Source organism: Flammeovirga aprica JL-4 (assembly GCF_012844305.1).
GTDB classification, from domain to species: domain Bacteria; phylum Bacteroidota; class Bacteroidia; order Cytophagales; family Flammeovirgaceae; genus Flammeovirga; species Flammeovirga aprica.
Genome location: NZ_JABANE010000007.1, coordinates 52,076 through 74,554, shown reverse-complemented (window position 1 = coordinate 74,554; position 22,479 = coordinate 52,076). Strand labels below are relative to the sequence as shown.

Sequence of the window (22,479 nt, the reverse complement as noted above, 5' to 3'; positions counted from 1 at the left end):
AGCGTATAATACTGAAATTATACGCTCTTATAATATAATTTAGAAAGAATTACTTAAGGATATTATGTCCCATTTTATCTCTCTTCGTCTCTAAGTATTTTTTGTTGTATTGGTTTGGAGAAATCTCAATAGCAATGCTATCTACTATCTCAAGGCCGTAACCAATCAAACCAGCTCTTTTCTTAGGATTATTAGAAATCAATTTCATTTTACTAACTCCTAATTTTCTTAAGATTTGAGCACCAACACCATAATCTCTTTGATCAGATTTGAAACCTAAAGCTTTGTTGGCTTCAACAGTATCTAAGCCTTCCTCTTGAAGTTTATAAGCTTTTAATTTGTTAACCAAACCAATACCTCTACCTTCTTGATTCATATAAAGAATAACACCTCTGCCTTCTTTTTCGATCATTTCCATTGCTCCATGAAGCTGAGGACCACAATCACATCTGCAAGAACCAAAGATATCACCTGTTACACATGAAGAGTGAACTCGAACCATAACAGGTTCATCCGTTGTAATATCACCTTTAATCAAAGCAAGGTGTTGTTCACCAGTTTGAGTATGACGGAAAGCTTTAAGTTTGAAGTGCCCGAATTCAGTTGGCATATCTACACCAATTTCTTCTTCTACTAACGACTCTTCCAACTTCAAGCGGTATTGAATTAAGTCTTCAATACTGATCAACTTTAAGTTGTGTTTCTTTGCAACATGTACCAAGTCTGGAAGACGTGCCATTGTTCCATCATCATTCATGATTTCAACAAGAACACCACATGGTTCTAAACCTGCCAAACGAGCTAAGTCGATTGTAGCTTCAGTGTGACCTGTTCTTCTTAAAACACCATTTCTTTTCGCCTTAAGGGGGAAGATGTGTCCTGGCTTACCAAGTACTGCTGGATCAATGTTAGGGTCAGCTAAAGCTTGTACTGTTTTAGCACGGTCGCTTGCTGAAATACCTGTAGTACATCCATGACCAATTAAATCAACAGATACAGTAAAAGGTGTTTCAAACGCAGCTGTGTTTTTACCCACCATTAACTCAAGTCCAAGATCTTCGCAACGATCTTCAATCAAAGCACAGCAGATTAAACCTCTACCTTCTTTAGACATGAAATTAATGATTTCTGGAGTCACTTTTTCAGCAGCACAGATAAAGTCACCTTCGTTCTCTCTATCTTCATCATCAACTACAATAACTATTTCACCATTTTTGATTGCTTCAATTGCATCCTCAATGGTATCTAATTTGAATTGTTCTGACATTTTATATATGGATGTGAATTGTTCTCAACATGTTTATATTACAAAGGTAGAATATTATTGATATATAAACTATAAAAGAACACTTATTCATTTATTTTAAAAAGCTTGTTAGGACTAAACTCATAACGAGTATTAATCCTCCCATCATATAGAGTATGATCATGCTTGATCGTAGCCACTTTTCATCTTTATCTTTACTAAATTGATAGAGCTGACTACCAATGAAGACAAAAATGACACAACTAATAAATATAGTTGTTTTATGATTGATATTACTTCTGGGAATATCTTGGATATACTTGTAAACAAGGTCTCCAATACCAACACCTAATAGGGCACCAAGCCCCATAAACCTTTTTAGCATATCGTATAAAAAAACGGAAATAAGCTAAATTGCCTATTTCCGTTTTGTATTTATAAAGTGTTATACAACAACATTTACAATTCTCTTAGGAACGAAGATAAACTTCTTGATTGGTTTATCTTCTACCCATTTTTTAACTACTTCGTTGGCAAAAACAGCTTCTTTTGCTTCCTCTTGAGAAATATCCATTGGAAGGTCAATTTTAACTCTCATTTTACCATTAATAGAAACTGGGTAAGTATGTGAAGCTTCTACTAGTAATGAAGCATCAAACTCAGGGAATGAAGCTAAAATTACAGAATCTTCATGACCTAAAGCTTCGTGCCATAACTCTTCAGCAATGTGAGGAGCGAAAGGAGATAAGATAATTAGTAATTGCTCTAATACCTCTTTCTTATGACATTTAACTGAAGCTAACTCATTTACACATACCATGAATGCAGGAACAGTAGTGTTCAAGCTTAAAGACTCCATGTCTTCACCTGCTTTCTTGATTGTTTTATGAAGGATTTTTAATTCCTCTGGAGTAGCTTTACCATCAGTTACAACTAATTGTCCTTGATCGTTGTAGAACAATCTCCACATTTTTCTTAAAAACTTCCAAACACCATCAATACCTTGCATTGACCAAGGTTTTGATTGCTCGATAGGACCTAAGAACATTTCATAAAGACGAAGTGTATCTGCACCATATTTCTCGATCACTACATCTGGGTTAACCACATTGTATTTAGATTTTGACATCTTTTCTACAACATGACCACACATGTATTTGCCATCTTCTAAGATAAACTCAGCATCGGCGTAATCTTTACGCCACTCTTTGAATTTTTCTGTATCTAATTCATCGTTATTCACGATGTTTACATCTACGTAAAGAGGTTGTACATCATAGTCTTTTCTTAATCCATAAGAAACAAACTGATTCGTACCTTTTACTCTGTAAACAAAGTTAGAACGACCTTGGATCATACCTTGGTTTACGATTCTTTGGAATGGCTCTTCGTGACCGATAAAGCCCATGTCGAATAAGAACATGTTCCAGAAACGTGAGTATAATAAGTGACCTGTTGCATGCTCAGTACCACCTACATATAAATCTACCTGGTTCCAGTATTCTACCGCTTCTTTGCTTACGAATGCCTCTTTGTTTTGAGGATCCATATAACGTAAGAAGTACCAAGACGAACCTGCCCAACCTGGCATTGTTGTTAATTCGTAACCGAATTTATCATCAAATTTCCAGTCCTTAGCGTTTCCTAGTGGAGGATCACCCTCAGGAGTAGGTAAGTAGTTTTCAACTTCTGGTAAGTTTAATGGAAGTTGTTGATCAGGTACCAATTGAGGAGAATCGTTTTCATCAAAGTATACCGGAACTGGCTCACCCCAATAACGTTGACGAGAGAATACTGCGTCTCTGATTCTGAAGTTTACTTTCGCTTTACCTTGACCAGACTCAACCAATTTGTCAATTGCAACTTTGATTGCCTCATCAGAATCCAAGCCATTTAAGAAACCTGAGTTGATCATTTTACCCTTCTTCACTTGAGTAGGGTCTTCCATGTCTTCAGTTCCTTCGATTACACGAATGATTGGTAAGTCGAAGTGGTTTGCAAAACGGAAGTCACGATCATCTGATGAAGGTACCGCCATTACAACACCTGTACCGTATCCTGATAATACATAATCAGCGATCCATAACTGTACTTTTTCACCAGTCAATGGATTGATTACATAAGAACCAGTAAATACACCAGATACTGTTTTTACGTCTGATTGACGATCTCTTTCTGATCTATTTTTTGCCTCTTCAACATACTTCTCAACTGCCTCTTTTTGTGCATCAGTAGTTAAAGTAGGGATTAATTCGTGCTCTGGAGCTAAAACTACATAAGTCACACCATAAACAGTGTCAACACGAGTAGTGAAAGCCGTTAAAGTAATATCGCTATCTGCTACTTTAAAGTCCAATTCACAACCAATAGATTTACCAATCCAGTTACGTTGCATTTCTTTCAAAGCATCAGACCAATCTAAACGATCTAAGTTACCCAATAAACGATCCGCATACGCTGTGATACGCATCATCCATTGTTTCATTTTCTTTCTTTCTACAGGGTGTCCACCTCTTTCAGAAACACCATCTTTTACTTCGTCGTTGGCTAAAACAGTTCCTAATGCAGGACACCAGTTTACCATTGCTTCAGATAAGAAAGTCAATCTATATTGTAATAGGATAGTAGCTTTTTCACTATCAGAGTATCCTTTCCAATCCTCTGCAGTAAATACAGTTGCATCATCATCACACTCAGCATTGATTCCTTCAGAACCATTTGCTTCAAAATGTTTTACTAACTCAGCAATATCTTTTGCCTTATTCTCATCTTTATCGTAGTAGGCATTGAATAATTGTTCGAAAATCCACTGCGTCCAACGATAGTACTCAGGAGAAGAAGTCTGAACTTCACGACTCCAGTCAAAACTGAAACCGATTTTATTCATTTGAGACTTGAATGTGCTGATATTTTGCTCTGTAGTGATTGCAGGGTGTTGACCTGTTTCAATCGCATATTGCTCTGCAGGAAGACCAAATGAATCAAATCCCATTGGGTGAAGTACATTGAATCCTTTTAATCTTTTATATCTTGAAACAATATCAGAAGCAATATATCCCATTGGGTGACCTACGTGAAGGCCAGCTCCAGAAGGGTATGGGAACATATCAAGTGTATAATATTTTGGCTTACTTTTATCAATGTCTACTTTATAGATATTGTTGTCTTGCCAATATTTCTGCCATTTAGGCTCAAATGAATTATGGTTATATTCAGACATACTGTAGATGTATCCTAAAAATTAATTGCGTTTTTTGTTTATGTACTAAAGCTTAGTACGCTAATTTTTGACTCGAAATCAATAAATCAAGCAAAGATATAAATAAATCTATTTTATAATACTTCTGAGAGTAGGATAAACGAAGATTTTTAGATCAAACAATAATAATTGTCAATTTTAATACAATTCTAGGTTTTGCTTAAGATATCTTATTTTTAAAGTGATCCTGTGATTATAAATGCTCAATTATTGTCATTTCACTTCCATTAAATTTAACCTTATCATCAGCTGACTTTCTGATAAAGATCTTACCGATAGGAGATTGCGCACTGATGACAAATACATTAGTATTCTCAAACTTTACCTGACCAATGCTTATCAATAGATAATAGATCCCTTTATTTGTTTTAATAAGGCTACCAGGTTTGATTGTTTCTGCTTTCACATCATTAATTTCTTCAATCACTTTAAGTAATTGCAGGTTTTGAGAAAGTTGTGTACCCATTTTTTCTTTCTCTAAGTGCATCATAGCACGAGCTGTATCGTGTTTATCACCCGCAGTACTTCTCGTTTCAGCATTTGCAGACTGTTGAGCACTTTCCATTGCTTCTTCCAGCGATTTTACTTTATCAACAATCAAAGATTTGCAATGAGCTTTTAGGGCTTTTTTATAATCAATATCTAATTTTTCCATCTATTCAAAAAAGAAAAGAGGAAGATAATTCTTCCTCATTGGTTTAATCACTGTATAAATTCGGCTTTCAAAATAGTGATTTCATTTCCTACTTTCAAATCGGGGGAGTTGTATTTTTGGTGATACAAATCCTTCACATACTGAACATGCTTCCAAGTCATTTCATTTTCAGGAAGATGCAGTGCTTTAAATAATCTTCTAGTTATTTTGAAATAACCATCACCTTGCTGTACCGTCAAGATGACAGAAATGATTGTGTAGTTTTTTACTTTTTCATTGCTCTCCGTAGCGTTAGATTTTGAAGTGAGGAGGAGAGAGGCTGTTAGGAATAAGATCAAAAGATGTTTCATAATATGAAGTAGTTGTTTAAGTATTTATGTATTACAAATATAATTACTATTCCATATTACAACAAGTAAAATCTAAATAAAATTAAACTTAAACTTAAATAACAAGTAATCAACTATATACATTTTTACTCAATAAGAGTGCTATATATCTAAAAAACCTCTATTTAACATAACATTAATTATATTAATAAATGTCCGTATATATATAATAGCTTGAAATTGTGATCTTTAATTCCAACCTAACAATCTTTCCATTACTTTCTGCATTATGATATACTCATAATTTAGATCAGGTTCTTGAAGTGTGCTTAGTGAATGAATTTTACAGATGTGCTTTGTATCATTCGCTAAATGATCCCCGATGCAAATAATACCTAGATTTGTGTCTTTACTAAAACTTTCAGCTTTCTGAATATATTCTTCATTCATAGGTATAGCCAAATAAAAATAATCACAGAAAAGTGCCTTGGTCATAATCCGTTGTTTCTGAGATTTAAAAGAAGATAAAGCAGTAATAATTTCTGAGCCAATAATTATAGGTCGTTTTTTATAATTTTTCTCTGGCCTTGCCAATGATAAAACATCAATCTCTTTTGAAGGTTGTTGGATTACAAAAGAAACCAAATGTTCGTGATTTGAAGAAAAATCAACGTTTAGTGTTCTGGCAATCCATTGTTCTGACCTTAAAGCGTTAAGAATATTGGCTCTCGCTAAATTTTCTGAAGAAAGCTGATATTTCTCCATTTTCTTTAAATCTTGCCAGTAAGTGTCTACAGTATTTTTCTGTACATTTTCATTACGAACAGTATCTTTTAGCTGATATGGCAATACAAATTGAGATTTGTTCTTTTTATCAGTGATCACCACAGGATCTTCCTTTTTACGTCCTCTTTCTGTCTTCCCTCCTTTTAATGGTCTGTAAATTTGCCATAATTCTTTCAATTCATGACGCATATTCTCACCTTTCAGCATTTTTTCTTTTACATCCTCAACAATTTTAGTGGGTGCAATTGTTCTTACTTTACTGAAGGTTTCTAATTGTTCAGGAGTAGTTTTGACAATAGATTCATCTAACTCATCCAAATGATTCATTTCCAAAATCTCTAAATATAACTTTGCTCCTGACCTCGCTCTCCATAAAGTAGAAATGTTGATTCTGTTTTTCTGGGCCAATCCTTTTACATATTCTGTAAATGATCTTGATCTTAATTTATACAGTTGTTGGGATTCTATTTGATCCAATAGTTTTGCGACTCTCAGCCAGTTTCTTCTATCCTTTTGAATAAGAATTTCGAATTCAAGCTCTATTTGTTCTAATTTATTTAAACTCATGGTTGCAAGTTGCAACTATAAATTAATAAAAACAATATAAATAGATGTGTTTACAAGGATAATAGTATATTTGAATAGATAACTATTAGATACAATACTTTTGAAAAGTTTATACCTCTATATAGGACTATTTTTTTTAAGTCCGCTCTCCTATTCACAAGATGTTCTTTCTTTATTTTCTACAGAAGGTGAAAATGCCCAGAAAAGTAGTTTAGAGCTATTTAATCGGTATACAGGCCCTCTGGTTGAAAGCTATAAATGGGCTGTTGGATTAGGCTGGAATCATACTGCTAGGCCACATAGACCAATCGGCTTTGATCTGAGTTTTGGATCTGCAATAGTTTTTATTCCTTCTGATAAGCTCTATTATGATGTAAATGGAATAGAAGGTGTAAGAATAATAAAAGGAAGTGAAAGAATTCCGACTTTCTTTGGAAGTAATACAACATCATCTGTCATTGGAGTAAAAAATGATGATGGAACAGAAGCAATTATTCCCGCTACACAAGGGGTTAATATTCCTATTGCTCCTCTACCCTACTTGAAATTTGGTTTGGGTATTTATAAGAATACAGAAATAATGGGTAGAGTTTTTCCTAAAGTTGAATACAATGGCATTATTCTTCAAATGTGGGGTGCTGGGTTGAAACATAACTTGATACAGTGGTTTTTTAAAGAGAAGTCTCCTTTTGATTTAAGTATTTTTGGAGGTTATACACAGGTAGAAGGAAATTATCCATTAGAACAAAGTGCAGTAGCTCCTGTAAAAGAGCCAGGTAACTTGAATTTTATTACAAGAGGTGGTGATTTTGAATTAATTATGTCCAAAACCTTCCCTTTATTGACTTTATATGTCAACTCTGGGTTTATTTACAGCAAAAATACTACAAAGTTCAATGGCGATTACAGATTACTGCAAGATGAAAACAAAACATTGAACTTGCCTGATGATGGATTAGTAGAGGAATCTGAGCTTAGAACATGGAAATTTGGGGGTGGCATTATGCTTAAATTTGGATTAGTTTTCCTTAATGGAGACTATACATTCTCAAATTATCATCAAATTAACGTTGGAATGGGGCTAACATTAAAATAAACCTCAAATTTATGTTAAAAATACTTAAATGGTGAACTAGAATAGTACGTTTTAGGACTATAAAACCGATTTTTGTCAATGTCTCAAAAAGAGGTGTGCTTATTTTTTATGAAATTGAGTACGAAATATTCGCTCCTGAGGCAAATTAGATTGTAATTAGAATAATGTTTCAAGCATTAAAATAAGACTATATCGTGGATTTATTTGAAAAACTTCTTCAAGACAGAGGACCATTAGGAAATCATTCCAAAATGGCTCACGGATATTATGCATTCCCAAAACTTGAAGGAGAAATTGCTCCTCGTATGACCTTCAGAGGTAAGGAAGTATTAACATGGAGTTTAAACAATTACTTAGGATTAGCAAACCATCCAGAAATTAGAAAAGTAGATGCTGAGGCAGCTGCTGAGTACGGATTAGCTTATCCAATGGGTGCACGTATGATGTCTGGTAACTCAAACTTAATTGAAGAGTTTGAATCAGAACTTAGTTCATTCGTAGGTAAAGAAGATACAATGGTTTTAAACTTCGGTTACCAAGGTATCATGTCTGTTATCGACGCGTTATTAGATAGAAAAGATGTTGTAGTATACGATTCAGAGTGTCATGCATGTATCATCGATGGTTTGAGAATGCATGTTGGTAAACGTTTCGTTTTCCCTCACAATGACATCGAAAACTGTGAAAAGCAGTTACAAAGAGCTACAAAATTAGTTGAAGAAACAGGTGGTGCTATCCTATTGATTACTGAAGGTGTATTCGGTATGTTAGGTGACCAAGGTAAGTTGAAAGAAATCGCTGACCTTAAAGATAAATATCAATTCCGTATGTTAGTAGATGACGCTCACGGATTTGGTACTTTAGGTAAAACAGGTGCTGGTGCTGGTGAAGAGCAAGGATGTCAAGATAAAATCGATATCTACTTCTCTACTTTCGCTAAGTCTATGGCTTCTGTTGGTGCATTCATCTCTTCAGACGAGCAAGTAATTGAGTATTTAAGATACAACACAAGATCTCAGATCTTTGCTAAAACTTTACCTATGCCATTGGTAAAAGGTAACTTAAAGCGTTTGGAAATGCTTCGTAACATGCCTGAGCTGAAAGATAAGCTTTGGGAAGTTGCTACTGCATTACAAGACGGTTTAACTTCAAATGGTTTTGACATTGGTTTAACAGATACTCCTGTTACTCCTGTATTCTTACAAGGTGGTCAGAACGAGGCTGTGAATATGATTATGGACTTAAGAGAGAATTACAACATCTTCTGTTCAGTAGTTGTATATCCTGTAGTTCCTAAAGGAGTGATCATGTTAAGATTGATTCCTACTGCTTCTCACTCATTAGAAGACGTTACTGAAACAATCTCAGCATTCAAAGCAGTAAAACATAAATTAGAATCAGGTGAGTACGCAAACGCTGAACCACAAATAATGAAGTAATTTATTATTGATTTTAATTAAAATATAAAAAGGATAAGATTTCAATAAAAATTTGAGATTTTATCCTTTTTTTTCGTCAAAAATATTATAATTTTTCAAAGTTATTATATAAATTGCTATACACTTAATTAATTCATCGATAGAAATTAATATTAATAAAATGGACAAATTCACAGAATTAAAAGAGCTTATTCAGCAAACTGAAGAAGATGCACAAAAGTTCTACAACAGCAAAGTAGCTGCAGCAGGTACTCGTGTACGTAAGAACATGCAAGACATCAAGAAACTTGCACAAGATATTCGTTTAGAGATCCAAGAGATCAAAAACAACGGATAATGCTTGAATAAGCTATAAACGAAAAGAGGTTAGATTTTAAAATCTAACCTCTTTTTTTACATCCTATTTAAAACTTCAATTGCTGCTTTGAGCCTGTCATCAAAAGCGTATTGATCTGATAATAATTTCATTTCACAATATCCTTCATCCTGATGTTCTCCTAAAGTCACTCTGCAAGTGGCATGTGATTTACGAGTCAATTGATCTAATATTTTTGAAATTGAGAGTGAATATGTAAACAAATAATCAAAAGATTTTTCAACAAATATTTGAAGATCATTCTTTACATTTCCACTATTCCAATCAACCTTTGATATAGGTATTAACTTACAATTGAAGGGGATTTCAAAATCAGTTTTGGTAAATTCAGAGACAAAAATAATTTCTAAATTTTTAACAGATTTCGGTAGAATATTCCTCAAAATTTTTATCTCATTCAATATAGATTCAAGGTTCAATTTATCCTTTATATAAAATAAAAAACCAATTGAAGTTGCCTTATTTAAGGGTAAATCATTATTATGGATAATATCTTTTGATGGAGATTCTTTTTGTAATTTGTAATTTAAAAGCTTGTTTTGTAATAAATTAATCATTCTCCCCTTTCAATAATTGACCAAATTGTTCTTCCGTTAAAACAGTAATTCCCAAGCTTTCGGCTTTCTTTAATTTGGAACCTGCTTTTTCTCCGGAAACAAGATAATCAATTTTTGCGGAAATAGAAGTACGTACCTTCCCGCCATTTTGCTTTATTAAATCATGAATTTCATTTCTAGAAAAGACAGAAAACGTACCTGTGCATACAAATAGCTTATCATTTAGTGTTCCTGCATTCTCTTTTTCAACCAATTCAAACTGAAGTTGATGTGCTTTCAGTTGATTGATCAGCTCAATGTTCTCAGGGTCGTTTCTAAATTCTACAATGCTATCTGCTATCCTTTCCCCTACTTCATAAACATCTGCAATCTGTTCTTTTGTAGCTTCAAATAAAGCATCAATATTTTTGAATACTTCTGTCAATTTTTCGGCAATTGTACTACCGACATGACGAATTCCTAGTGCAAATAGCACCTTTTCATAAGGAATTTGTTTAGAAGCTTCAACGCCTGCAAGAAGGTTATCAATGGACTTTTGTTTGAATCGTTCCATTGCTTCCAATTTTGTAGCTGTAAGCGTATATAAGTCAGCATAATTACTGATTAATCCTTTCTCTATCAGCTGTTCAATGGTTTCACCTCCTAGTGAATCAATATTCATTGCTTTACGGCTTACGAAATGCTGTATCCTACCTTTTACCTGAGGCGGGCAAGATTTATCATTAGGGCAGTAATGCTGTGCCTCTCCTTCAATTCTAATTAATTCAGTATTACAAGCAGGACATTTATCAATAAATTCAACCGGAGTTGCTTCATCTTCTCTCAGCGATTTTTCAATACCAGTGATTTTAGGAATGATTTCTCCTCCTTTCTCTACATAAACAAAATCTCCATTGTAAAGCTCTAGTCTTTCGATTTCGTTTGCATTATGAAGTGACGCTCTTCGAACGGTAGTTCCAGCTAATTGCACAGGTTCTAGGTTTGCAACAGGTGTAATTGCCCCTGTACGTCCAACCTGATAAGTGATGCTTTTTAGTTTTGTTTTAGCTGCTTCAGCTTTGTATTTATATGCGATAGCCCAACGTGGACTTTTTGCCGTATTTCCTAACTTTCTTCTTAATTCTTCTTGGTCGATTTTAACAACCACACCATCAGTCTCAAGGGGAAGATTAAAGCGTTCTTTATCCCATTTTGTAATAAAATCCCATACTTCATCGATATTTTTCGCTTTCTCGAAAGAGTTTGGAATATTAAAACCCCATGATTGTAGTGTCTTTAGAGCATCAAAGTGATTCTTAATCTCTTCATAATTTCCAACAATACCATAGATGTATACATCAAGGTTTCTTTCAGCAACTTTCTTTGGGTCCTGTTGTTTTAATGCACCTGCACAAGCATTTCTAGGATTAGCTAAAAGAGGTTGTTCTTTTTTGCCTTCACTTTTACGAATTTCATTCTCAGTAATAATTTTCTCATTATTCTTTTCAAATGACTCTTTACTCATGAAAACCTCTCCACGTACCTCTAACTTGTCAGGGAAATTTCCTCTTAGTTTTAGAGGAAGTGTTTTGATGGTTTTTGCATTGTTCGTGATTTCATCACCTTCCTCTCCATTTCCTCTAGTTACCGCTTTTGTCAGTATACCATTCTCATAGATAAGACTGATTGCAACACCATCGTATTTCAACTCACAAACCATTTCTGGCTGAATGCCAAGGTCTTTTTGAATTCTTGTATCAAACTCAATCAGATCTTCTTTATTATAAGTGTTGGAAAGCGAAAGCATCGGCACTTCATGCTTTACAGTGGGAAAGTTCTTTGTGGGGGCACCTCCTACTCTCTGAGTCGGTGAATTGGGTGAAAGAAATTCTGGATGTGCTTCCTCAAGTTGTTGTAATTGTTGTAACATTTGATCAAATTCTTGATCTGTAACTTCAGAAACACCATCTATATAATATTTAGTGTTTAAATGATGCAACTTTTCTGACAGTTGCTCAATTTGTGTTTTTACTTCTACTTTTGACGACATGAGATACTACTGAACGGTGACTTATAAATGAACGCGAATTCTTTCGGCAATTTCTGCTAATTCTTCCTGGCTTAGATTTAATTTATTCGCAAAATTCATATCATGCATTGAGCTGATTGGAATTAAATGCATATGCGCATGTGGAACTTCTAGTCCTATAACAGCGTGCCCTACACGGTTGCATGGAAATTCTTTCTTGATTGCCTTTGAAATCTTTTTGGCTACTACATATAAACCGGCAAGTAATTCATCTTCCAAATCAAACATATCATCTACTTCCACTTTTGGAATCAAAAGCGTATGTCCTTTTTGGACAGGTGAGATATCAAGAAATGCATAATAATTTTCGTCCTCATAGACTTTGTGCGATGGAATATCTCCATTAATAATTTTAGTGAATATACTAGCCATTTTTATTTTTTACTTTTCGGTTTAATTAAAAGGTAAAACATTAATATTAGTGACAATGAATAGCCTATTGTACTTACCATTGGCATACCCATTGAGTTTCTTTGTAAATAAGTGAGCGGAGAAGTCATCACAATAGATGAAGAAATCAATAATCCAAGAATCAACAACACAATATTGAGGTTGGATGATGATTCTGAAATCTGTTTTGTAAGTGGCTCTAATCCTTTGTGCTCAATGTTGATAGAAAGTTTCCCCGTACGTGTTTTCTTCAAAATAGACTTTACCTCCATGGGTAAGTTGTAAATCAATGAAGAAATCTGATAGAAGGAATAATAAAAATCTGAACTGAGATTCTTGATTGAAAACTGTTCTTGAGCCAGTTTTTTACCATAAGGCTCAATCTCCGGTAAAGTCTCTAATGATGGCCATAACACATTGCATATACCCTCTAGTATAGCCAATGCTCTTAGAATCATAAAAATTGAACCAGGAACAGCCAAGTGATGCTTATAGATGATTTCTTGGAGTGTTCCAGTGATATCTGCTAAAGTAGCATCTGATGTATGGATTATATAGCGATCCACCAATTCACTTAAGTCTTGTTCCAGTACTCTTAAATCTTCAGCATCTGATTCTTTTGAAATTCTTCGGAGGTGCATCGCCATCCCTCTTGCATCACCATGTCCCATTGAAGTAAGGAAATTGGCAAAACTATACCTCTGATACTTGGTTAGTCTGCCGATCATTCCGAAGTCAATCAAAATGATTTTGCCATCAGGTCTTACTAAAACGTTACCTGGATGTGGGTCTGCATGAAAGTACCCTTGATTGAAAATTTGGTCTAAATAAAGATGGAGCCCATTTAGAGCAACTTGTTTAACATCTAGGCCCCAAGATTCAATGGTTCTTTTATCGGTAATTTTACAGCCACTCACATACTCCATCACAAGGAGTTTTTTGGTGGTGTATTCTAAATACGCATATGGGATATGAAGCTTATCATTGTTCTTGTGTGCATTTCTGAATTGAACAATATTTTTTGCCTCAATGGTATAATCTAGTTCATTGACGATAGATTCCTCAAAAGTCTCAATAATCTCATCAGGATTAAGGATACCGTAACGTTCAAAAAAGTGTTTGGTGTGTTTTACAAATTCGCGAAGCAATCGTAGATCAGTATGAATTTGTTCTCTTGCACCAGGTCTTTGTATTTTTAAAACAACGTCCTGCCCTGTCTTCAAACGAGCTCTATGCACCTGCCCAATACTTGCCGCTCCCAATGGTTTATTATCAAAAAACGAAACAAAATCGTTAAGATTCATTCCCGTTTCTTTCTCCACAATAGCCATTGCTTCCTCTTCAGAAAAAGGAGCTACGTTGTCTTGGAGTTTTTGTAACTCTTCAATAAGGTCTTGAGGAAGAAGGTCCGGGCGGTTACTTAATGTTTGAGCAAACTTTACAAAGGTGGGCCCCAGATCTTCAATTACCATTCGTATACGTTCAGATCTGCTGAATTTTAATACAGGTCTGTTATTTCTTTTCCAATCCTCAATAGGTACAAACCTACTTAAGGATGTGGTAGAAACAACATCTTCAAATCCATACTTCAGCAAGATTTTAATGATTTCTTGAAGTCGTTGAAAATTTTTGACTTTGGTTGAAAAAAACATCAATTAAAAAGTATACAAATCTTAAGTATTAAAATAATTAGGATCTGAAGTTAAAAATATATTTATCCTTTTAGAACTACTTCAGCAAAATAGCATTACTTCTTTTAATAAGCTTGAAATAGATCTACTATTATAGCTTTTTTTGGATTGTCTCACAAATAATAACCAAGAACTAGAATTATGCTCAATTCGTTAGCGTTCTTATCAAAAATAAGGTATAAGAACTACTACTACAATTATATGCTTCAAATTTTAATCAGAGAAATGAATAAAAAATTGAAAAAGAATAGTAGATGAATAAAATCAAAAGTGAATGAATACTTCTTTAATTTAAGCTTTTCAAATTAGAAAGGATACCCTATCGCTAAATTGAATACAATATCACTGAATTTAGTTTTCTTAATTACCCATTGATCTCCATCTTCAGGAACATAAGGAACTTTTACAGGAACGGCAAAATCAAAACGTAACACAAAAAATTGCACATCAACTCTAAGACCAACTCCTGCTCCTACCGCTAGTTCATTGATCAGATTCTCCATTTTGAACTCACCACCAGGCAAAGCCTCATTTTTATTCGCTAACCAGACATTTCCGTAATCAACAAATGCAGCCAATTTAAGGTATTGATGTAAATCATAACGATATTCCACGCTTCCTTCTAGTTTCAAATCACCTGCTTGCTCACCAAAACCTGAGTTCTGTCCATCACTGTCTTCATTCGTACTTGGGTCATAGCTACCTGGACCGAGTGTCCTTGTCTTGAATGCCCTGATACTGTTTGGTCCACCGACAAAATATTGCTGAACGAAAGGTAAGGCTGTGGAGTTACCCCAAGGTCTACTATAACCGATCACTAATCGATTGGCTAGAGAACCTTTTTTAGAGGTTCTAAAGAAGAATCTGAAGTCATTTGTAAAACGAAAATATTGAGAGAACGGGCTTCCGAATATCTCATATTGACCTGTTTCAGGGTTTTTATCTCCACCAAAGGCTTGCATTGCAGCATACCATAAGTTACCTGAAAGGGCAATATCTCCTTTATAATAAAAACTTCCCCAATTCTTCTTTTTATCCCAAGTTGGTGCGTACTCAAAAGTATAATTTGACCCTAAAATAAACTGATTTCTAAATGTCTCTTTTAGTGAAGGGAAAGCTTGTCCGATTGTGGTGCTATCTGTAGACCCTGTCGCTTGGTAACTAATAGCAACGGGGTTCAAAGTATGTTTGATATTTTCATTGGTTCTCCAGTCAAAACCGTATGAAGTATTGAAGTAGTTAAGGGTGTATTTCGGTAAAAAGTGATACCTCTTGAAACCAATTCCAAAGTTGGTATAAGGAATATAGAAATCACCACCTGGATGCACATCTATTGGTGCTATTACTCTTGGAATTGACAATTTTGCATCAATACCATACCATGCGATGGCGTCAATACCATTTCCCTTTCCTCCAAATTGTGTTTGAATACCCGTGAAACCAGTAATAGAAAGTCTTTCAGCACCTCCAAAAGTGTTTCTGTTTTTCCAGGTAATATCTAACTCAGGTCCAGAATATCCAGTTGACCAAGTTGACATCGCTAATTCAGTAGAAATAGCATGTAATGTCACTTGAGACATTTTTGTGTTGACATTCAATTTTCCATAATTAGGATCTTCCGTAGGTTTTGGAGTGAATTCCATATTGACATACTTAAATACACCTAAGCCTGAAAATTGTCTTAAAGAAGCTTGGTGTTTATGTCTTGAATAAATATCCCCTGTTCTTGTTTGCAGTGTTTCCTCTAGGATTTTTGGTTTTAGGTTGATTGGATCTCCCTTGAAAATAATACCTGAATCAATTTCGATAATTCGTTGTTTCCTTTTCGAAGCATTCAGCCCATCAAGATCAAAATCAGGTTGTAATAATACAGAATCTATGGTGTAAAGCTTTTTAGTTTTCTGAGGCATTTCCTTGAAATAAGCTTTCACATCAATAGACTGATCCCCTTTAGTACTATCAAGATCAAACATCAAATAATTAGAGCTGAAAAAGTAAAAGCCAGAATCCTTTAATGCATTGTTGATTCTTATTCTTTCTTCTCTGAATTTGTCAAGACTATATCTTTCTCCAGCAACCAATGCTGATTGGTCCTTGATGGAAAGCACATGCTCGTTGAGTGGAGTATTACCATCCATTTCCCATGAAATGCTATCCAGACGATAAGGTGTCTTTTTTACATAAACATCATAGTTTACACTTGCAGATTTTGCCTTTTTATCATTCTTTCTTTTGTAAGACACCTGAGCATCAAAGTAGCCATTGTTATTCAAAGTATTCTCTATAAGATCGGCTGTTTTCTGCATTACATTATCGTCATAATAGACGGGTTTATCGCCAAATGTCTTAGCCATCCATTTTTTCAACCCTTTTGGACGCTTTGCATTTTCACCTCTGTAATAATACCATGCTCCTGATTTTGAATTGGGAGAGGTAGTTTCAGCCACTTCTTGAAGTGAGTATTTTAAATCTCCATCAACCTCTACTGTATCAGTATGGTAAGCGATTGTTGCTCCTGTATAAAAAGCTTTGTCTTCTTCAATGTATTTTGTGATACTGCAACTGTTTAGTGCTAGAAATAAGACAAGTGATATATTAAAAAATATTTTATTCATCATTTTGAGCCAATGATATTATCGTAGTTTCGTTTTTTTGATTAGGGATAAATAAATGAATGAAGTTCGATTTATCTACAGGTGTTTTTTGTTCTCCAACTGGATCCGATGAGGTGTCTTCTACCTCTTTATTTACAGTGCTATCCTGCTGTATCATAATTGCTGAAGAGTCCACCACAACAGTATCTTTATGGGCAGGTCTCATTCCAGTATTAGCAGGTTTCATTCCACCGCCGTTTGAAGTGCTATCAGGGTCTGCCGCTTTCATCATTCCACCACCTGAATTTGATCTTTTGATCATACCCATTCTTTTTCTGATGTCTTTTTTCTTGTCAAGGTTCTTTACAAACAGTTCTTTACTGTTGTTGTATTCTTTGGTGAATACAATAGAAACGCCTGTTTTAAATACATCAGGTGTAAAATATTGAGCATCAATAGATCTGAATAATCTATTCTTCAAAGTTCCATCGTTCAGTAGTTTATATTCCAATAGGAAATCGGTATTGAAGCTGTTGGAGTTACTATTGTTATTTGCATCATTACCATTTACAGCCATTTTACCACCCACAGAAACACTTAGTCTGTCATTGAATAATGTCTTTTTCAGCGTTACTCCAACATCAGTTCGATTGCTTTGTTGACCTTTGGAAGATTGTGAATAAGAATCCAAGTCAAAGTCTACATCAACAAAACCTCCAGTAAGGTTGTCTGTAACATTATTCAATTGTTGACTGATAATGGAACTAACAGAACCCGCCACCATATCAGATGTGCTTGCTCCTTCACCACCAGCATCATTTAAAAATGTTCCTAGTATGAGCAATGCGAAAACCTGTTTGTTTACTTGAGATTCATCTTGATTCAGATTTTCAACCGCTGATGCAATTTTATCTCCACCTTGACTTCCTTCTGGATATTCTAGTTTAAATGAAAGTTCTGGTTTGATGACATCCCCATTCATATTCATATAAACTATAAATTTTCTCTTTGCCTTGTATTGATTGGCCTCGGCCTGTTCGATCTGATTTGCAACAAGCGGATATGGAGAGGTGGACGCTTCATAAATGGCTGTCATATTTGCTTGGGGATTATAAGGATCACCCGTCCAAAGTACACTACTGCCTTTCTTTAGCTTCAGTTTTTTATTCATCAGCTGATAGAATGTCATAGAGTAATCACCTTCAGTAATTGTGTACTGTCCTGACATCACCATATCATCACCAGCATCCATTCTTACGTTGAGTGTACCACCACCTACCAAAGTAAGTGCATCACCAGCCCTTGGATCGATCACAACTCTAAAGATGGATTGTTCATCAATATGAATTGTTGCAGTCACCTCGTAATTATCTCCTTTAGATCTTACAACTGTAGTATCTCCTTTTTCAACGAAATTAATAATATCTTCTCCTGTATCAACGTCTCCAACACCTCCGTCCATATACACATAAGTAAGGTCTGTTCCTCTACTGATTCTGACATCAGAATCGATTAATAGATGATCTAGTGGACCTTTAATTTTAGTCAAGTTACCTACAATCAATTTTCCAAAGTATTCAGGATTATCTTTCGACGTAGAATTGATTAAAGTGATATCATCAGCAGAGAATTTTAAGTTGAAATTGAAATCTTCATAATTCTCTGTTTCAATATCTCCTTTCAAGACGGCTAAGTGTCCTTCATCATCTTTAAAACCAAACTGATTAAAATGAATACCGGAATTGTCAAAAACCATACTTCCGTCAATACCCGTAAGACTGATATTCAAAAGATCTACTTTAAAAGAAGGCTCATTCATTAAGATCTCACCGTCTACATTCAAAGGGGCTTTGCCTAATCCTTTCACCTCAATGTCTCCATGAAATCCTCCACTCAAATTAGAAGCATAGCCTTTTGCAAATTTTTCAAAAGAAGCAATATCTAATTCTTTGATATCAAGTGAAAGATCAAGTGGTGAGATACTGTCTACCATATTGTAAGTTGCTTCTGATGAAATATCACCTATGGCTCCTTTTATACTTGCTTTATTCTCATAAATATCTCTATTTCTTGTATTGGATGCCGTATTTTTTATGTTGGCTAAAATATGATCGAAGAAACCAAAATCGTCTACTGATAAATCCGCTTTCAAATCACCGCCATTATGAAGGTTTCCAATATTGACTAAAGCATTAATTTCTCCATTGATTACAGACGTATCAGTTTGAGCATTGTAAGTTGCAGAGTCAAGAGAAAATTGATTGATTTGGAAAGTATAGACAGTGTCCTTTTCATCATACTGCGTGGTCTCTAATTTGATCAGCTGTTTTCCCTTGCTGATATGTAAATTATTGACATACGGCATGTCGCCATCAGAAAGTATGTAATTGTCTTTATTGACAGCCCAATGTTCATCGTTGACAATGATCTTGTCTTCCAGGTTAAACCTGTATGTAGTCGTGTCTAATTGAAGGTGTCCACCCAAATACAGCCATTGCTTTTCATATCCTTCACTGAAACCTTCGGTCTTAAATGATAAATGATTGTTTGAAGCATCACCTCCAAAGTTCCAATGATGTACGGCGTAGTCTTCAAAGCCCAGCATCAAGAAACGGTGAAAACCTAAATCATATTTTAATCTCTCCGTATTGGCATGCACATTCGTATAAATAGAATCTAAATGATAATCTGCATAGGCTAATTTTGGAATATCTAAATCAAAATCGAAGGTGTTAGCTGCTGCATTGAAATGGAATTCACACTGTTTAAACTCTAAGCTGTCAAGATCTCGAATTGTTCCATTTGTCAGCAGTTCGCTATCTTTAATTTCAACATATCCATTCAGATTTCCTTTGGATGGAGGTATCTGACCAATCATTTGCCTTGAAGATAAAAATTGGGAGAAGTAACGTTCTATCATTACTGAAATGCTATCAAGTGTTACGTCAGATTCGACACGAGCAGTGACAGCTTCAGATTCTAGATTTACAAAAAAGTGTGTACTGTCTAATTCAACATGGGACCTTACAAAACTGACATCATGTCTATCCTTGTCTTGTATAAAGTAGATTTTATTCAAGTTGAGTGTAGAATTAAGATTTTCAATATCAAAACCAATGGTGTTTGATTCTATATCCATCCCAAAGGAAAGCGTATCTTCATATAGATTCAGTGCATAAAGGTCAATCACATTTACCTTACCGTTAACTGAAGCTGTAGGGATTTCTTTATTCATATCTACACTTCCCGTAAGGTCGAAATTCATTGCTTCACGATCCGCATTCGCTTTCCATTTTGCAGATTGTCTATCAATGTTCATATGCATAGAAAGACCTTTGTAATCATACTCATTGTATTCTGCTTTCTGAAGTTCAAATGACAGTTCAGCAAGAAGATCTTTTTCAACATCAAAACCCTTTCCTCTTAAACTAAAATCAGTACTTATTTTTCCTATCGTTAAATCTTTAAGAATTCTGCCGACATCTAAATTGTACGTTTTTGTTTTTAGAGAATATTCGTCCTCGTTTTTGAGGTCAAAATTCAGCGTGAAATAACCGTTGTCAAAAATATTGATTTGCGATTGAGTGGTGACATGTGTTAGTCCACCTTGAGCACCTATATTACCTTGAATTCTACGAGGGATTCTGAAATCCTCTTGCATTGCTGAATCTAAAAATATGTCTAGCAATGGTGGAGTGTAGAATTGTAAAGAATCAATACTCATACTGTAGCTCAATGAATCATCAGACATCACATTGGCTAGATCCATTTTAAAGTAAGTACTTATTCCGAGTGAAGTTGAGAGTTGTGTATTATCAATGGTCATTTTTGATAAATCACCTTCAACATCAGTCTTTAAATCTAAATCATGTGCTAAGAAAGGCTGTATGAGTGTATCCGCTTTTAGTGAAGGATCAAATACTGTAGCATCACTAAAGGCAATATGTGCTTTCTTTAAGGAGTTTTTGAAATACAATTCTTCTGGATAATCCCCTATCAGAAATAAGTTGGGGTAACTCAGGTAAAGGTCATTTTGAATAAAACTATTATTTAGTTCTAATAATAGATTATTCACCTTTAAGCTTCTTGGCTTGATGGAAACATCAGATCTGAGATTGTTGACTTTGAAACCACTTTTCTCTTTTAAGTAAAATGAAAAGACTTCTAAATCTATTTTCTCATCATCAATGACAAGATTGTTAACCGTATTATCAATTTGTTGGAAATAAATATGACTAGGGTCTAAACCTGCCGTAACAGGCTCATAAAGATTATCATCATATTTTAAAGACAATTTTTCGATTTGAGTCTCCTTGATATCGATATTCCAGCCTAAATCTAAAGAGTTCAACCTTGTCAGTTTTGGTTTTACATAAGGCTCTTCCACTTTTGTAGTATCGGAAACCATTGCATACTCTATGTAGGTGTTGGCTAATTTATTATTTTCAATTGAAATGATGGTTTTCTCTAAATCAAATAAATGATCATTGATTTCATAAAGACCTATTTGAATGAGAGCTTTCTCGTTAATCACATTTTCATTGTACTGAAGAGAGAAATTTGAAATCTGCCCTTTCTTTAGTTTCAAAATAAAAGGAGTGCTTTCAGCATTTTTATCATCAGACTCAGGAGCTTCTTCACTGACAGGCATTGGCCCGAACTGTGTATAATTGACCTTTGAGTTACTTAAACCAAAGTATTCAATATCGTAAACACTATTATTAAGGTCAATTTGAGGAATAGAAGTTTCTGCCCTTCCAATTTCAACTTCAGATGTTAAGTTTAAAACACTATCAATATAATTGAAAGTAGTATTTTCAATTAGAATAGAATGAATAACTATTTCTGGTAAAGGAGCTGAAGCTGTAGTATCTTCTACTACTTCTTCCTCTTCTCCTGAAGCGAAGGCTTCCAGTAAATAATCAAAATTGAATTTTTCGTTTTTGTCTACAATTATTGTAGAATTGAATCCTTTTAAAGCAACTTCATCAAGAATAATTTTTTCTAATGAAAATGTTTCAAAATCAATATCAACTTCCAATTCTTGAGCAGAGAAAAGCACTTCATTCTTTGGTGTAACCAATGAAATGTCTTCAATCACTAAAGATTTTGGGAAATTTAGAGCAATATAACCTACTTTGAAATCACTGTTTGTCTTTTCAGAAACATAAGAAGTGACTTTTTGAATGACGAGGTTTTGAATATATGGCACTCTTAATATGCCATAAACTGAGCCTAAAAGAATTATGAATAAAAGAAGAATACCAAAAAATATCCGCTTGAAAGTTCCTTTCATTATCGAATAGAGGAAATTGTGATCTGTTTTTAAAATTTAAATATAAAATTACTTAAATATTAGAAGTAGACCCAATTTAAACGGTGAAATAAAAAAGTATTCTAAAAAAATAGATAAAAAAAATGAGGGA

14 protein-coding genes are annotated in these 22,479 nt (G+C 34.5%); 3 read left to right on the top strand and 11 right to left on the bottom strand.

All coding sequences use genetic code 11. The annotated features are described in order from the left end of the window. Window positions 1–49: 49 nt before the first annotated feature. The 5 genes from HHU12_RS03830 to HHU12_RS03810 form a co-directional block, all read right to left on the bottom strand. On the bottom strand, window positions 50–1,267 hold the full coding sequence (locus HHU12_RS03830) for a bifunctional 3,4-dihydroxy-2-butanone-4-phosphate synthase/GTP cyclohydrolase II (RefSeq protein WP_169655172.1): 1,218 nt from the start codon (window positions 1,265–1,267) through the stop codon (window positions 50–52). 424 nt (window positions 1,268–1,691) lie between these two features. After that, a complete protein-coding gene (leuS, locus tag HHU12_RS03825; protein ID WP_169655170.1) occupies window positions 1,692–4,466 on the bottom strand; it encodes a leucine--tRNA ligase in 2,775 nt (924 codons plus the stop codon). 232 nt (window positions 4,467–4,698) lie between these two features. Further along, a complete protein-coding gene (locus HHU12_RS03820; RefSeq protein WP_169655168.1) occupies window positions 4,699–5,160 on the bottom strand; it encodes a 3-oxoacyl-ACP synthase in 462 nt (153 codons plus the stop codon). A gap of 47 nt (window positions 5,161–5,207) precedes the next feature. Then, window positions 5,208–5,510 carry a hypothetical protein gene (locus HHU12_RS03815; protein ID WP_169655166.1) on the bottom strand — a complete coding sequence of 101 codons (303 nt, stop codon included), beginning with the start codon at window positions 5,508–5,510 and terminating at the stop codon, window positions 5,208–5,210. Between the two features lie 228 nt (window positions 5,511–5,738). Beyond that, window positions 5,739–6,842, bottom strand: coding sequence for a hypothetical protein (locus tag HHU12_RS03810; protein WP_169655164.1), 1,104 nt, complete (start codon window positions 6,840–6,842; stop codon window positions 5,739–5,741). 100 nt (window positions 6,843–6,942) lie between these two features. Between HHU12_RS03810 and HHU12_RS03805 the strand changes: the two genes are divergently transcribed. The 3 genes from HHU12_RS03805 to HHU12_RS03795 all read left to right on the top strand — a co-directional run bounded on the left by HHU12_RS03805 (window position 6,943) and on the right by HHU12_RS03795 (window position 9,714). After that, entirely contained in the window at window positions 6,943–7,938 is a 996-nt protein-coding gene (locus HHU12_RS03805; protein WP_169655162.1) for a DUF6588 family protein, read from the top strand. Between the two features lie 194 nt (window positions 7,939–8,132). Next, complete coding sequence (locus tag HHU12_RS03800; RefSeq protein ID WP_169655160.1) at window positions 8,133–9,377, top strand: aminotransferase class I/II-fold pyridoxal phosphate-dependent enzyme; 1,245 nt, start codon at window positions 8,133–8,135, stop codon at window positions 9,375–9,377. A gap of 160 nt (window positions 9,378–9,537) precedes the next feature. Further along, window positions 9,538–9,714: a hypothetical protein gene (locus HHU12_RS03795; protein WP_044203993.1), complete on the top strand. Its 177-nt coding sequence runs from the start codon at window positions 9,538–9,540 to the stop codon at window positions 9,712–9,714. Window positions 9,715–9,770: 56 nt separating this feature from the next. Here HHU12_RS03795 and HHU12_RS03790 read toward each other — a convergent pair whose 3' ends face one another. The 6 genes from HHU12_RS03790 to HHU12_RS35780 form a co-directional block, all read right to left on the bottom strand. After that, on the bottom strand, window positions 9,771–10,310 hold the full coding sequence (locus tag HHU12_RS03790; protein ID WP_169655158.1) for a DUF6913 domain-containing protein: 540 nt from the start codon (window positions 10,308–10,310) through the stop codon (window positions 9,771–9,773). Continuing rightward, window positions 10,303–12,339 carry an NAD-dependent DNA ligase LigA gene (ligA, locus tag HHU12_RS03785; RefSeq protein ID WP_169655156.1) on the bottom strand — a complete coding sequence of 679 codons (2,037 nt, stop codon included), beginning with the start codon at window positions 12,337–12,339 and terminating at the stop codon, window positions 10,303–10,305. Before ligA ends, HHU12_RS03790 begins: the two co-directional genes overlap by 8 nt. Before the next feature lie 21 nt (window positions 12,340–12,360). Further along, entirely contained in the window at window positions 12,361–12,750 is a 390-nt protein-coding gene (locus HHU12_RS03780) for an HIT family protein (RefSeq protein ID WP_169655154.1), read from the bottom strand. 2 nt (window positions 12,751–12,752) lie between these two features. Further along, on the bottom strand, window positions 12,753–14,363 hold the full coding sequence (locus HHU12_RS03775) for an ABC1 kinase family protein (protein ID WP_169655152.1): 1,611 nt from the start codon (window positions 14,361–14,363) through the stop codon (window positions 12,753–12,755). Window positions 14,364–14,764: 401 nt separating this feature from the next. After that, window positions 14,765–17,077 (bottom strand): translocation and assembly module lipoprotein TamL, encoded by a 2,313-nt coding sequence (gene tamL, locus HHU12_RS03770; RefSeq protein ID WP_169655150.1) that lies wholly within the window; start codon window positions 17,075–17,077, stop codon window positions 14,765–14,767. Continuing rightward, window positions 17,067–22,349 carry a translocation/assembly module TamB domain-containing protein gene (locus HHU12_RS35780; RefSeq protein ID WP_449401692.1) on the bottom strand — a complete coding sequence of 1,761 codons (5,283 nt, stop codon included), beginning with the start codon at window positions 22,347–22,349 and terminating at the stop codon, window positions 17,067–17,069. The genes tamL and HHU12_RS35780 overlap by 11 nt, the downstream gene beginning before the upstream one ends. Window positions 22,350–22,479 lie beyond the last annotated feature (130 nt).

Bases quoted from the DNA above. Each gene is read 5' to 3' on its own strand.
- HHU12_RS03790 (WP_169655158.1), bottom strand. From the start codon at position 10,310: ATGATTAATTTATTACAAAACAAGCTTTTAAATTACAAATTACAAAAA.
- HHU12_RS03830 (WP_169655172.1), bottom strand. From the start codon at position 1,267: ATGTCAGAACAATTCAAATTAGATACCATTGAGGATGCAATTGAAGCA.
- ligA (WP_169655156.1), bottom strand. From the start codon at position 12,339: ATGTCGTCAAAAGTAGAAGTAAAAACACAAATTGAGCAACTGTCAGAA.
- HHU12_RS03815 (WP_169655166.1), bottom strand. From the start codon at position 5,510: ATGAAACATCTTTTGATCTTATTCCTAACAGCCTCTCTCCTCCTCACT.
- HHU12_RS03820 (WP_169655168.1), bottom strand. From the start codon at position 5,160: ATGGAAAAATTAGATATTGATTATAAAAAAGCCCTAAAAGCTCATTGC.
- HHU12_RS03810 (WP_169655164.1), bottom strand. From the start codon at position 6,842: ATGAGTTTAAATAAATTAGAACAAATAGAGCTTGAATTCGAAATTCTT.
- HHU12_RS03795 (WP_044203993.1), top strand. From the start codon at position 9,538: ATGGACAAATTCACAGAATTAAAAGAGCTTATTCAGCAAACTGAAGAA.
- HHU12_RS35780 (WP_449401692.1), bottom strand. From the start codon at position 22,349: ATGAAAGGAACTTTCAAGCGGATATTTTTTGGTATTCTTCTTTTATTC.
- tamL (WP_169655150.1), bottom strand. From the start codon at position 17,077: ATGATGAATAAAATATTTTTTAATATATCACTTGTCTTATTTCTAGCA.
- HHU12_RS03780 (WP_169655154.1), bottom strand. From the start codon at position 12,750: ATGGCTAGTATATTCACTAAAATTATTAATGGAGATATTCCATCGCAC.
- leuS (WP_169655170.1), bottom strand. From the start codon at position 4,466: ATGTCTGAATATAACCATAATTCATTTGAGCCTAAATGGCAGAAATAT.